The sequence below is a fragment of the Simplicispira sp. 125 genome (assembly GCF_003096555.1).
In the GTDB taxonomy this organism is placed as follows: domain Bacteria; phylum Pseudomonadota; class Gammaproteobacteria; order Burkholderiales; family Burkholderiaceae_C; genus Simplicispira.
In genome coordinates, this window is record NZ_QEKM01000001.1 from 283,804 (window position 1) to 296,776 (window position 12,973).

The window sequence follows — 12,973 nt, forward strand, 5'->3', positions numbered from 1 at the left end:
TGTTTCCTCCATTTCTGGTGCCAGTATCGCGCAGGCGCGGGCACAATACCGCCCAACATGCTGACATACCCCCACATTGATCCCGTCGCCTTGCAACTGGGCCCGGTTGCCATCCACTGGTATGGCCTGACCTATCTCGCCGCCTTCGGATTGTTTATGTTCCTCGGCCTGCAGCGCCTGCGCCATGAACCCTTTGCATCCATCACTGGCCCTGGCGCCTGGACGCGCAAAGACGTGGAGGACATTCTTTTCCTGGGCGTGATGGGCGTCGTGCTGGGCGGGCGCCTGGGCTACTGCCTGTTCTACAAGCCGGGCTATTACGCCAGCCATCCGCTGGAAATTTTCGCCATCTGGCAAGGTGGCATGAGCTTTCATGGCGGCCTGCTGGGCGTGATTGCCTCCATGCTGTGGTTTGCCCATTCACGCAAACGCCCCTGGATGCAGGTGGCGGATTTTGTGGCGCCTTGTGTACCCACGGGCCTGGCGGCGGGGCGGGTGGGCAACTTCATTAATGGGGAGCTGTGGGGGCGCTTTTCCAGCCCCGATCTGCCCTGGGGCATGGTGTTTGCGCAGAGCGGGTCCTTGCAGCCCCGGCATCCCTCGCAGATTTACCAGTTTCTGCTGGAAGGATTGCTGCTGTTCGTTCTCTTGTGGCTCTACGCCCGCCGCGAACGCCCGCAGGGCCAGGTGGCCGCCGCGTTCCTGGTGGGGTATGGCGTGCTGCGTTTCATTGCCGAGTATTTCCGTGAACCCGACAGCTTTTTAGGGCTGTTGTCCCTGGGTATGAGCATGGGCCAGTGGCTGTGCCTGCCCATGGTCCTGGCAGGAACCGGGATGTGGCTGTATTGCGGCCGGCGTGCTGCGCGCAACTAGACCGGGTTCGCGGTATCGCGGTAAAGCGCTTCGATCTCGGCCGCGTACTGCCGCTGCACCACGTTGCGGCGGATTTTTTGCGTGGGCGTGAGGCAGCCGTTGTCGATGGAGAAGTCGTCCTGGATGACGCTGAACTTGCGGATGTGGGCTACGCGCGCCTGCCGCGCGTTGACGGCATCGATTCCGCGCTGTAGTTCTTCGTGCACCTGGGGGCTTGTGCGCCATTGCGCCAGCGTGCCTGGCAGGTCGTGCTGCTGCGCAAAGCTCTGCAGCACATCGGTTTTGAGCGTCAGCAGCGTGGCCAGGTAGTTGCGCGAGTCGCCCACGACCACCGCATGCTCCACCAGGGGCAGGTTCATCAGATCGGCCTCGATGTTGCCGGGTGAGATGTTTTTGCCGCCCGAGGTGATGAGCAGGTCCTTCTTGCGGCCGGTCACGTAGATGAAACCGTCTTCGTCGATACGGCCCAGATCGCCGCTGTGCAGCCAGCCGTCCTGCAGCGTCTCGGCCGTGGCTTCCGGGCGGCCTTTGTAGCCCCTGAACACATTGGGCCCTTTGACGAGGATTTCGCCGTCTTCGGCAATGCGCACCTGTACGCCGGGCAGGGGCTTGCCTGCGGCTCCGATGCGGATGAAGCCCGGCAGGCTGATGGCGGTGGGGCCACTGTCTTCCGACTGGCCATAGACCTCGCCAATGACCAAATCGAGGCTGGTGAAGAACTGCAGGTTCTCCACGGAGATCGGTGCAGCGCCCGAGAGCAGGATGCGCGCCTGGTCAAAACCCAGCGCCTTTTGCACCTTTTTGTGCACCAGCTTGCCCGCCAAGCGCTTTTTCATGTCCCGCCAGGCACCGGGCTCCTGTCCTTGCAAAGCCTTGGCATGCCAGTCGCGCCCGGCATGCAGCGCCCAGCGTGCCAGGGCCGCCTTGGTGCCGGTGGCGGCGTCCAGCTTGCTGGTAATGGCCGCCTGCATCTTCTCCCAGACACGGGGTACGCCAAAGAAGATGGTGGGGTGTACCTCCTGCAAATGCTCGCCCAGGGTCTCCAGCGAATTGGCGAAGTACACCTGATAGCCCGCCAATACATGGTTGCAGATGGCCCCCATTTGTTCGGCCACATGGGCCAGCGGCAGGTAGGAAATCAAACGGTCTTGTGGCGTCACCGCGAACGCGGCCGAGAGCCCGGCCGAGGTCCAGCTCAGGTTGGCATGGCTCAGCTCTACGGCTTTGGGGTGGCCCGTGGTGCCGGAGGTGTAGATCAGCGTGGCAATGCCGCTTTCTTCAATGGCGTCCAGGCGCCGCTGCACCTCGCCATCGTGCTCCATGTCGGCGCCAAGCGCCATGAAAGCCTCCCAGTCCATGGGAGGGTTGATGCCATTGGAGGCCTGTGCGGGCAGTTCAGTGCTGGCGCGCCGCATCATCACCGTGGCGCGCAGGCGGGACAGGGATTGGGGCTCCGCTGCCGCCTTCTGCCACTGCTGCGGGTTTTCCACCAACAGAACCGCACAGCCACTGTGCTCCACGATGTAGGCGATTTCGTTGGCCGCGCTGCTCCAGTAAATGCCGGCCGCCACGCCGCCCACCATCATCGCTGCGAGATCCATCGTGGTCCATTCGGGCCGGTTGAAGCCCAGGATGCACACGGCGTCGCCCGGCTGCACACCCAGCGCCACCAGGGCGCGCGCGGCCTGGCGCACCTGGGCGGCATAGTCGCCCCAATTCGTGGCCTGCCAGCCAGTGGCATCGCGCACGTAGTAGGCGGGATGCGTGGGCTGGCGCGCAGCGGTGCGCAAAAGGCGTGCAGGAATGCTGGCGAACTGGCTGTCGCGGGCCGCCAGGGGCGCCTTGCGCGCGTCGGTGATGGGCATGTTTTTTGTCTCCTTGGCTTTTGTTTATTCAGCGCGGCGTCGCCGCGCTTGGCCTGGCCCTTCTATGGGGCCTTGGCTTGACCACCGTTGTCAGGCTTTCAGCCCAAGCATCTGCCGCGCCTCAGCGGGCGATGCGATGCCGCGCCCGGCGTTCTGCGCGCATTGCGCCAGGGCCTCGATGAGCGGGCCGTTGCCGCCAGCGCGGCTGCCGTCCGGCAGGTAGAAGGTGTCTTCCAGCCCGGTGCGCAGCATGCCGCCCATGTCGGCGGTTTTTTGGTGCACAGGCCAGATTTCCTGGCGGCCGATCAGCGTGGCCTGCCAAACGGCGCCCGGTGCCATCCACTGGGGCAGCAGCTCCAGCAATTGCGCATCGCAGGGCATGCCCGAGGCCACGCCCATCACCAGGTTGTATTCGGGGCGGCCCATCTCGGGCCTCAGCATGCCGTTCTTGATGTACATGGTGGTCGAGCGCACGATGCCCACGTCGAAACACTCGAACTCGGGGTGCGTGCCGCACTCGGCCATGACGTCAAGAAACTGCTGCACCTTGGCCACCGGGTTGTCGAACACCATGGGCGGCCAGGCCCAGGTGCCGTCTTCCTTGAGCTTGAGGTAGTTCAGGCTGCCCGCGTTGCAGGCAGCGATTTCGGGGCGCACGCGGCGGATGCAGGCGAGTGGCCCGCTGATGTCCTTGCCGACGACGCCGGTGGTCAGGTTGATGATGACGCCCGGGCAGGCCTGGCGGATGGCGTCCACAATTTCTTGTGCCACATCGGGGTCCCAGCTGGGCATGTGGCCCATGCCTTCTTGCTGGGAGCGGATGTGCACATGCATGATGGAAGCACCGGCATCAAATGCCTGGCGGGCCTGTGCGGCCATCTGCTCGGGCGTGACGGGTACGGGATGCTGCAAGGGGTTGGTCAGCACGCCGGTGAGGGCGCAGGTCAGGATGGCTTTGTTGTTGCTCATGGTGTGGTCTCTTCGGTGGTGAGTTCAAGTTCTGCGAGCACGCTGCCTGCAGCCACGCTGCCTTTGAGCGCTGCATGCAGGGCGGTAACGGTGCCATCAGCGCGGGCGCTGAGCCACATTTCCATCTTCATGGCCTCTACGCAGAGCAGGGGCTGGCCTGCCTTGACCTGGTCGCCCACGGCCACGGAGATGGCGCAGACGGTACCTGCCACGGGCGAGCGCAGTTTGCGCGGGTCAAGGGCCTGGTCGGTTTGCGGGAAGGGTGATTTTTCTTCGAACACAAACACCGCAGCGCCCAAGGCCAGCGTGACCCGGCCACCGTGCAGCAAGCACAGGGCCTGCCGCTGCACACCGCCCCGGCGGTAGTGCAGGCGGTGGTCTTGCAAGGCAATGTGCTCAAAGTCGAAGGCCTCGCCGCTGGCCAGCTCCACCGTCACCCGCGCACCGTGGGGGCGGATGCGCACGGCCTGGCTTTCGGCCGTGCCTTGCAAAGCCAGCGTGGTGCTCCAGGCGGCCACGCTGTCGGGCCGCAAGGCGTCCGAGGTTTGCGCCACCAGTGCAGCAGCAGCCAGGGCCCAGGTATTGGCGTCCGCTTGCGGCGCTTGCAGCAGAGCAACGCCTTCCTGCATCCATTGGTCGATGGTCGCGGTGTGCATGCGCGCTGCGCGAAAGTCGGGGTGGTCCAACAGATCGCGCAGGAAGCGTGCGTTGTTGCGCACCCCCAGCAGCGGGCTGTCTTCCAGTGCGGCCATCAGGCGGCGGATAGCGTCGTTGCGGTCGCGGCCGTGCGCGATCAGCTTGGCCACCATGGGGTCGTACCAGGGGGTGATGGAGCCACCTTCCCGAATGCCAGCGTCAATGCGCACCTCGCCAAAGGCGCATTGCCCCCGTGCACGGCCTGCCAGGGCGAGCTCGGGGCGCCAGAACTGCACCGGGCCGGTCTGCGGGGCAAAGCCGTTGTAGGGGTCTTCGGCGTAGAGCCGCACCTCGATGGCGTGGCCGTCGAGGCGGATGTCCTGCTGCTGCAGCGGCAGGGGTTCGCCCGCTGCCACGCGCAACTGCCACTCGACCAGATCCAGGCCGGTGATGCATTCGGTCACCGGGTGCTCCACCTGCAGACGGGTGTTCATTTCCAGGAAGTAGTGGCGGTTTTCGCTGTCCACGATGAACTCCACCGTGCCCGCGCCGCGGTAGCCCACCGCCAGGGCGGCGGCCACGGCGTCTGCGCCCATCTGCGCGCGCATCTGCGGCGAGACGATGGGGGAGGGCGCTTCTTCAATGACCTTCTGGCGGCGGCGCTGCGCGGTGCAGTCGCGCTCGCCCAGGTGCACGGCGTTGCCATGCGCGTCGGCAAACACTTGGATCTCGATATGGCGCCCGCCTTCAATCAGGCGCTCCAGCATCAGTGAGCCGTCGCCAAACGCGCTGGTGGCTTCGCGCCGGGCTCCCGCCAAGGCTTCGGGCACCTCGGCCAGGTCACGCACCAGGCGCATGCCGCGACCGCCGCCGCCGTTCACGGCCTTGACGAGCAAAGGGGCTTGCAAGCGGGCGGCTTCGCGCAGCAGGCATTCGTCGCTCTGGTCTTCGCCCAGGTAGCCAGGCGCGCAGGGCACACCGGCGTCGACCATGCGCCGCTTGGCGACGGCCTTGTCGCCCATGGCCGTAATGGCCGATGCGGGTGGGCCGATGAAGACGAGACCGGCGCCCGCGCACGCCTGCGCAAAATCGGCGCGCTCGGACAGGAAGCCGTAGCCCGGGTGCACCGCATCGGCGCCGGTGAGGCGCGCGGCTTGCAACAAGGCATCGATCGACAGATAACTTTCGGTCGCCGGTGCCGGGCCGATGTGCACCGATTCATCGGCCAGGGCGACATGGGGAGCTTGGGCATCGGCGTCGGAATGCACGGCGACGGTGCGGTAGCCGAGTGCGCGAGCGGTCTTAATAACCCTGCAAGCGATCTCCCCCCGGTTTGCAATCAGTATTTTCGAAAAAGTCATGCCGGAACCCAAGTCGGTTTGCGTTTCTGCAGAAATGCGCTGGTGCCTTCCTGGCCTTCGGGGCCTTGCACAGCGCGTGAGAAGAGCGCTGCAGCCTCGTCCACCAAATCGGCGGGAGGGTTCCAGCGCGCCTTGGCCATCAGCGCCTTGGTGGCGGCCAGGGCCCCGGGTGCGCAGGCCAGAATGTCGGCCAGCACGGCCTGTACGGCACTGTCCACTTCGGTGGTTTGCACCTGCTGGTGCACGAGGCCAATGGCCAGGGCTTGTGCCGCATCCAATCGCCCGCCGGTGACGGCCAGGCGCTTGGCCTGGGAGTAGCCCAGCCGCTCGACGAGGAAAGGTGCAATCTGCGCGGGTACCACGCCGAGCGCAGTTTCCGGCAGTCGGAAGTGGGCCGTTTCGGTGGCAATGGCCACATCGGCCACGCAGGCCAGACCAAAGCCGCCGCCCATCACCGTGCCCTCCAGCACCGCCACCACGGCCAGCGGCGTGTCGGCAAAAGCCGCGCACATGCGGCCGAAAGCGGCGTTGACCTCGGCCACAGGATCGTGGACAAGGTCGGTGCCCGTTGGCGATTCCAGGGCGCGCATGCGGGCCATGGCCATGTCCTTGAGGTCGCCCCCCGCGCAGAAATGCCCGCCCGCGCCGCGCAACACCACCACGCGGGTGGGGTGGGCGCTGCCCACGCTGGCTTCGGCCTGCGCCAGGGCGCGCCGCAGCTCCTCCACCATGGCCAGCGACATGGCATTGCGCACGTCGGGACGGTTCAAGGTGATTTTGAGCACGGGGCCCGTAGATACGGCGCTAATAGCTATAAAAGACATAGCATTTGTTGCTTGTTGTTGATGAGGGCATCGCACTTTGTCTTGTGCGCAGCGTGTGATTGGACGCGGCCCAGGCCAGGGCTCCCGCGCAAGGGCCGCCAGTGCCCTCCAGTACGGGCGCTGGGAGCGTCCCCCTGCCCGCATCGCCCAGCGATGCGAGAGCGGGGGGAAGCGGCGCAGCCGCTCAGGGGGGTGTTCATTTCTTCTTGCCGGGGAGGGTGCCTTCCAGCTTGCAGATGATGCCCAGCATGATCTCGTCGGCGCCGCCGCCGATGGAGATCAGGCGGCTGTCGCGGTAGGCCTGCGAGATCGGGTTGTCAAACGTAAAGCCCATGCCGCCCCAGTACTGCAGGCAGCTGTCGGTGACTTCTCGCGAGAGGCGCCCGGCCTTGAGCTTGGCCATGGAGGCGAGTTTGGTCACGTCCTTGCCCGCAACGTAGGATTCGACGGCGCGGTAGGTCAGCGCGCGCAGGCATTCCACCTCGGTGCGCAGCTCGGCCAGACGAAAGTGCACCACCTGGTTGTTCAGGATGGGCTGGCCAAACGTGTGGCGCTGGCGGGTGTATTCGATGGTCTGGTCGATCAGCTTGTCCAGGGACCGCAGGCTGCTGGCCGCACCGTACAGGCGCTCTTCCTGGAACTGCAGCATCTGGAACATGAAGCCCGCACCTTCCTGGCCAATCAGGTTGCGCTGGGGCACGCGCACGTTGTCGAAAAAGAGCTGCGCGGTGTCGCTCGAATGCATGCCGATCTTCTCGATCTTCTGGCGCGTGATGCCGAGTGCATCCATGGGCACCATGATGAGCGACTTGTTCGAGTGCACCGGCCCCTCGCTGGTGTTGGCCAGCAGGCAGCACCAGTCGGCCTGCATGCCGTTGGTGATCCACATCTTGGAGCCGTTGATGACGTAATCGCCGCCGTCCTTTTTGGCCGTGGTCTTGAGCGCGGCCACGTCCGAGCCGCCGGTGACTTCGCTCACGCCGATGCAGCCCACCATGTCGCCGGCAATCGCCGGGGCCAGGAATTCCTTGCGCAGTTCGTCCGAGCCAAAGCGCGCCAGCGCTGGGGTGCACATGTCGGTCTGCACGCCAATGGCCATGGGTACGCCGCCCACGTTGCAGTCGCCCAGCGCTTCGGCCATCACCATGGAGTAGCTGAAGTCCAGCCCCATGCCGCCGAACTCGGTGGGGTACTTGATGCCCAGCAGGCCCAGGTCGCCCATCTTTTTGAAGAGCTCGCGCGCGGGGAAGATGCCTGCCTTTTCCCATTCGGCCGTGAAGGGGTTGATCTCGTTGGCGACAAACTTGCGCACGGTGTCGGAAATCTGCTCGTGCTCGGGGGTGAATTGCATGGTGTTTTCTCCAGAAAAAGGGGGGATCGGCGCAGGGTGCTTAGAAGCGTGCCACGCCAAAGGTGTTGGGGTGCAGCACGCGCGCTCTGGCGTCGCGTGCCATCGCCAGGCACAGCGCCAGCACGTTGCGGGTGTCGCGCGGGTCGATGATTCCGTCGTCCCACAGGCGGGCGGTGCCAAACAGCACGTCGGATTCAAGGTCCAGGCGCCGCTTGAGCTGATCGCTCATGGCCTGGATACCGGCTTCGGCCTGCTCGTTCATCGGCACACCGGCGCGCTCGAGCTTGCTGCGGCTGATCATCTCCATGACCATGGCGGCCTGCGCGCCGCCCATCACGGCGGTGCGTGCGCTGGGCCAGGTGAAGATGAAGTCGGGATCGAACCCGCGCCCGCACATGCCGTAGTTGCCCGCGCCAAACGAGCCGCCGACTACGATGGTGAACTTGGGTACGCGCGCATTGGCCACGGCCTGGATCATCTTGCTGCCGTGCTTGATGGCACCGGCGCGCTCGGCCGCCGTGCCCACCATGTAGCCTGTGGTGTTCTGTAAAAACACCAGCGGCGTGCCGCTCTGGTCGCACAGCTGGATGAACTGCGCCGCCTTGACCGAGCCCGTGGGCTGGATGGGGCCGTTGTTGGCGATGATGCCGACATGGTGGCCATCAATGCGTGCATGGCCGCACACCGTGTCGCTGTCGAAGGCCCCCTTGAATTCGAGGAAGTGCGAGCCGTCCACGATGCGGGCGATGATCTCGCGGGCATCGTAGGGCTCGCGCTCGTCTGCCGGGACGATGCCCAGCAGCTCCTCGGCGGGAAACAAAGGCGCACGCACGCTGGCGCCCTGCGCACTGGCCTCGTCCCAGGGCAGGTGGTCCATCAGGTCGCGGGTCAGTGCAATGGCGTGCGCATCGTTCTCGGCCAGGTATTCGCCCAAGCCTGTCACGCTGGCGTGCATCTCGCTGCCACCCAGTTCCTCGTCGGTCGCATCTTCGCCAATGGCTGCTTTGACGAGTGGTGGGCCCGCCAGGTAGATGCTTGAGCGCCCTTTCACCAGCACCACATAGTCGGACAGACCCGGCAGGTAGGCGCCGCCTGCCGTGGACGAACCGTGCACCACCGCGATCTGCGGAATGCCCGCAGCCGACAGGCGCGCCTGGTTGGCAAAACTGCGCCCGCCATCGACAAAAATATCGGCCTGGTACATCAGATTGGCGCCGCCCGATTCGACCAGCGCAATCAGCGGCAGCTTGTTTTGCAACGCAATGGCCTGCGCGCGCAGGCCTTTCTTGAGGCCCATGGGCGCCACGGTGCCGCCCTTGACAGCGCTGTCGCTGGCGGAAATGAGCACGCGCTTGCCGGCCACCTGGCCGATGCCGACGATGGAGCCGCCGCCCAGCACGGCCTTCTTGCCGTCGTCGTCGTGCATCCCCAAGCCGGCCAGGGCGCTGAGTTCCAGAAAGCTGCTGCCCCGGTCGAGCAGGCGTGCAACCCGTTCGCGCGGAAGCAACTGGCCTTTTTTCTCGAACTTGCCTTGCTTGGAGGCCGACTCGGCCACCACCTTGCCTTGCAGGCCTTGCACCTGCGCGAGGCGTTCGGCCATGCGCTCGGCATTGCGGCGAAAGCTGTCGCTGTGTGCGTCGATCAGTGTGCGCAGAGCAGTCATGGGTTCAGCACCTCCGGTGTCTGCGCGCGGTGAAAACCCTCAAACGGCGGGCAGCGGTCGTGGTCCATGGTCGGGAAGACCGGGCTGCCCAGCGATGCCGCGCCGTCAATCTGCAGCGTGACGCCGCTGATAAAGGCCGCACCGGGGCTGAGCAGAAAGACGATGGCCGCGCTGATTTCTGCCTCGGTGGCCAGGCGCCGCATGGGCACATGCTGTCGCAGCTTTTTAATCATCGCCCGGACAGGGCCTTCGTAGCTGTCCATGCCCGAGGAGGCCACCCAGCCGGGCGATACGGCATTGACGCGCACACCCGCTTGTGCCCACTCAAACGCAGCGCTCATGGTCAGGTTGCTCATGCCGGCGCGGGCCGCGCCCGAGTGGCCCATGCCCGGCATGCCGTTGCGAAAGTCGGCCGTCATGTTGACGATTGCGCCGCCATGCTCCTGCATGCTTTGCAGAAACACCTCGCGCATCATCAAAAAGCCACCGGTGAGGTTGTTGCTGACGACCGCTTCAAAGCCGCGCTTGCTGATGGCCTGCAGCGGCGCCGGGAACTGCCCGCCCGCGTTGTTGACCAGTCCGTCGATACGGCCCACGCGCGCCACCACGGCGGCTACCGCAGTTTTTACCGCGTCTTCGTCGCGGATGTCGAAGGCCTGGGTTTCGCACTGGCCGCCGTCGTCGCGGATCTCTTGCGCCACGCGGTCGAGCTTCTCCTGCGTACGCCCGCTGATGACAACGCGCGCACCAAGCGAGGCGAGCTCATGCGCCACGCAGCGGCCAATACCGCTGCCGCCGCCGGTCACCCACAAGGTGCGGCCCTGGAAAAGTCCGCCGCGAAAGATGCTGTGGTACTGCGCCGGGGCGGGAGTCTGAAGGGGAAGGGTAGGCTGGTTCATGTCGATTGCAGATCAAGGATGACGTATTAGACTAATGCATGACGTTTACGTCAACCTAGTTTCTTATAGGTATTTTCCCTTTGGTTATGGGAACTCATTGCACTTATGATGCTGACCTTGTTTACCCCATCTTCACAAGGAACACCATGAACATCCAGGAATGCACCGACGCCATCCGCGCCAAAGTGGGCGACGACAGCGGTTTGAACGCCGTGCTCAAGTTCGATTGCGGCGCTGACGGCCAGATCGTCATCGACGGTGCGGCGGCGCCCAATACCGTGGACAACAATGACCGTGATGCCGACTGCACCGTGGCCATCACGCTGGAAAACCTGAACAACCTGCTCACCGGCAAGCTCGATCCGGTGACCGGCTTCATGGGTGGCAAGTTCAAGGTCAGCGGCGACATGAGCCTCGCCATGAAGCTGCAGCGGGTGGTCTGACCATGGTGGCTGGCCGCACCCCCGGCTCTGCCGACCGGCAGGCCGCCGCCACGGAGGCGGCGCGCCAGGTGCTGGCCGATCATTTTTCGGACGACAAGGACTCCGAGCTGTTCGGCGTCACCGAGTTGTGCAATGCCTTTGATGTGACGCCGCGCACCCTGCGCTTTTACGAAGACAAGGGCTTGCTCAGCCCGCGCCGCATCAATGGCACCCGTGTTTACAGTCGGCGCGACCGCGCGCGGCTGGCGCTGATCCTGCGCGCCAAGGTCATTGGCTCGTCGCTCGCCGAGATCAAGCAGTACCTGGACATGTATGGCCAGGCGGGCGAAGGTCGCGAGCAGCAGCTGCGCTATGTGCTTGCCCGCACCGATGGCGCCATTGCCGAGCTGGAGCAAAAGCTCACCCACATTGAAAGCAGCCTGGCCGAGTTGCGCATCATCAACAGCAACGTGCGCCAGAACCTGGGGCTGCCTCCACTGGAATAACTTGGACTGTTGCTGAAAGCGCCGACGGATCTGCGGATCAGGTCGGCGCTTTTGCTTTGGTGTTGTCGCAATGGCGGTGATACACAATCGGGGGAATCGCAGTCTTTTTCGATGGAGCCCATGACCACCGCACCCGAATGGATCACCCGCAATGTTTCGCGCCTGCGCGGTGCCCGACCCGCAGCCGATGCAGCCCCGGCCTCCGTAGCCGCAAAACCCGCGGCCGAGCGCAGTACCCATGAGCGCCTGCAGGCCACGCTGCGCCGTGGCACCGAGGCACTCGCGCCGCGTGCCCTGCGCCGCCTGCTGGCCGACCTGCAGGAGGTGGTGGCGCCCCGGGTCAGCGAGATGGAAGGGGGGACCCGCGCCCAGGCGGTGGCCGCCTGGTACGCGCAGGCCGAACCGGGCGAGCGGCGCGACATGTGGCTGCTGATGAGCGAGCAGTTTGCGCCCGACGCCACGCGCTTCAAATCCGCCCGTGTACGTTACGAGGCGGCGGCGGGCACGGAAGAGCAGGGCCAGGCCGAAATCGGCCTGCGCCGCGCGATGGTTTCGCCCCGCACGCGCCTGCTGCAGCGTTTTGCGGTGTTTCCGCAAGGCATGCGGTTTTTGGTGGACTTGCGTGCCGAACTGCTGCGCGCCTTGAAAGGCGACAAGCGCCTGCTGGCGCTCGATGCCGAGCTGGAGCACCTGTTCTCTACCTGGTTCGACGTGGCCTTCCTGGAGTTGCGCCGCCTCTCGTGGGATTCGCCGGCCTCGCTGCTCGAAAAACTCATCCAGTACGAGGCCGTGCACGACATCCGCAGTTGGGCCGATTTGAAGAACCGCCTCGACAGCGACCGCCGCTGCTATGGATTTTTCCACCCGCGCCTGCCCAATGAGCCTTTGATTTTTGTCGAAGTGGCCCTGGTGGACCATATCTCCGGCAGCATTACGCCGCTGCTCGACGAGACAGCCGCGCACATGGATATCGGCAAATCCACCACGGCGATTTTTTATTCCATCAGCAACACGCAAACCGGCTTGCGCGGCGTGAGCTTTGGTGACTCGCTCATCAAGCATGTCGTGGAGACGCTGCAGCAGGAGTTTCCGCGCCTGCGCACCTTTGCCACGCTGTCGCCGATTCCGGGTTTCCGTGCGTGGCTGGGCAAAAATGCAGGCGCCATGCTCGAGCGCCTGGACGAGCGGCGCCGCGCTGAGCTGGGCCGCGCAGTGGGCTTCGAGCCGCCGCAGGCCTCGCACCTGCTGGAAGCTGTGGACAAGGCGCAGGCGCTGGATGAACGCTCGCCCGTGCGCCAGTTGCTGCTGCAGTGTGCTGCGCACTACCTGGCACGCGAGCTGGTGGATGGCAAGCCCGTAGACCCGGTGGCGCGCTTCCACCTGGGCAATGGTGCACGGGTGGAGCGCCTCAATTGGGCGGGAGACCCGTCAGCCAAGGGCCACAAGCAGTCGTACGGACTGATGGTGAATTATTTGTACGACCTCAAGCGCATCGACAAGCACCGCAGCCTGCTGGCCGAGGGCAAGGTGGCCGCATCGCGCGAGATCGAAAGTCTGAGCGCCTTGCGCTGAACGGGCGCAGGGGGTGGGGGAGTGAAGGAATC

General features: G+C 65.1%; 11 protein-coding genes. 4 read left to right on the forward strand and 7 right to left on the reverse strand.

The genetic code is table 11. The annotated features are described in order from the left end of the window. The first annotated feature begins 57 nt into the window (after window positions 1-57). Complete coding sequence (gene lgt / locus C8D04_RS01330; protein ID WP_116003256.1) at window positions 58-873, forward strand: prolipoprotein diacylglyceryl transferase; 816 nt, start codon at window positions 58-60, stop codon at window positions 871-873. On the opposite strand, the gene C8D04_RS01335 is transcribed toward lgt, so the two are convergent. The 7 genes from C8D04_RS01335 to C8D04_RS01365 form a co-directional block, all read right to left on the reverse strand. Continuing rightward, a complete protein-coding gene (locus C8D04_RS01335) occupies window positions 870-2,738 on the reverse strand; it encodes a long-chain fatty acid--CoA ligase (protein WP_116003257.1) in 1,869 nt (622 codons plus the stop codon). The two genes, lgt and C8D04_RS01335, sit on opposite strands and share 4 nt — an antisense overlap. A 90-nt stretch (window positions 2,739-2,828) precedes the next feature. Beyond that, window positions 2,829-3,707, reverse strand: coding sequence for a 3-keto-5-aminohexanoate cleavage protein (locus C8D04_RS01340; RefSeq protein ID WP_116003258.1), 879 nt, complete (start codon window positions 3,705-3,707; stop codon window positions 2,829-2,831). Further along, window positions 3,704-5,704: a biotin carboxylase N-terminal domain-containing protein gene (locus tag C8D04_RS01345; protein WP_116003259.1), complete on the reverse strand. Its 2,001-nt coding sequence runs from the start codon at window positions 5,702-5,704 to the stop codon at window positions 3,704-3,706. Before C8D04_RS01345 ends, C8D04_RS01340 begins: the two co-directional genes overlap by 4 nt. Beyond that, window positions 5,701-6,528, reverse strand: a complete 828-nt coding sequence (locus tag C8D04_RS01350; protein WP_116003260.1) for an enoyl-CoA hydratase-related protein — start codon at window positions 6,526-6,528, stop codon at window positions 5,701-5,703. Before C8D04_RS01350 ends, C8D04_RS01345 begins: the two co-directional genes overlap by 4 nt. 196 nt (window positions 6,529-6,724) lie before the next feature. After that, window positions 6,725-7,879: an acyl-CoA dehydrogenase family protein gene (locus tag C8D04_RS01355; RefSeq protein WP_116003261.1), complete on the reverse strand. Its 1,155-nt coding sequence runs from the start codon at window positions 7,877-7,879 to the stop codon at window positions 6,725-6,727. Between the two features lie 40 nt (window positions 7,880-7,919). Beyond that, window positions 7,920-9,542: a carboxyl transferase domain-containing protein gene (locus C8D04_RS01360; protein WP_116003262.1), complete on the reverse strand. Its 1,623-nt coding sequence runs from the start codon at window positions 9,540-9,542 to the stop codon at window positions 7,920-7,922. After that, a complete protein-coding gene (locus C8D04_RS01365; RefSeq protein WP_116003263.1) occupies window positions 9,539-10,441 on the reverse strand; it encodes an SDR family oxidoreductase in 903 nt (300 codons plus the stop codon). The genes C8D04_RS01360 and C8D04_RS01365 overlap by 4 nt, the downstream gene beginning before the upstream one ends. A 146-nt stretch (window positions 10,442-10,587) precedes the next feature. On the opposite strand from C8D04_RS01365, the gene C8D04_RS01370 reads away from it, so the two are divergent. The 3 genes from C8D04_RS01370 (at window position 10,588) to C8D04_RS01380 (ending at window position 12,941) form a co-directional block, all read left to right on the forward strand. Beyond that, the gene (locus C8D04_RS01370; protein WP_116003264.1) at window positions 10,588-10,884 is read left to right on the forward strand and encodes an SCP2 sterol-binding domain-containing protein; all 297 of its coding nucleotides are present in this window, start codon (window positions 10,588-10,590) and stop codon (window positions 10,882-10,884) included. A gap of 2 nt (window positions 10,885-10,886) precedes the next feature. Then, window positions 10,887-11,369: a MerR family DNA-binding transcriptional regulator gene (locus tag C8D04_RS01375; RefSeq protein ID WP_116003265.1), complete on the forward strand. Its 483-nt coding sequence runs from the start codon at window positions 10,887-10,889 to the stop codon at window positions 11,367-11,369. Between the two features lie 120 nt (window positions 11,370-11,489). Then, entirely contained in the window at window positions 11,490-12,941 is a 1,452-nt protein-coding gene (locus C8D04_RS01380) for a malonyl-CoA decarboxylase (protein ID WP_116005942.1), read from the forward strand. The last annotated feature ends 32 nt before the right edge of the window (window positions 12,942-12,973 follow it).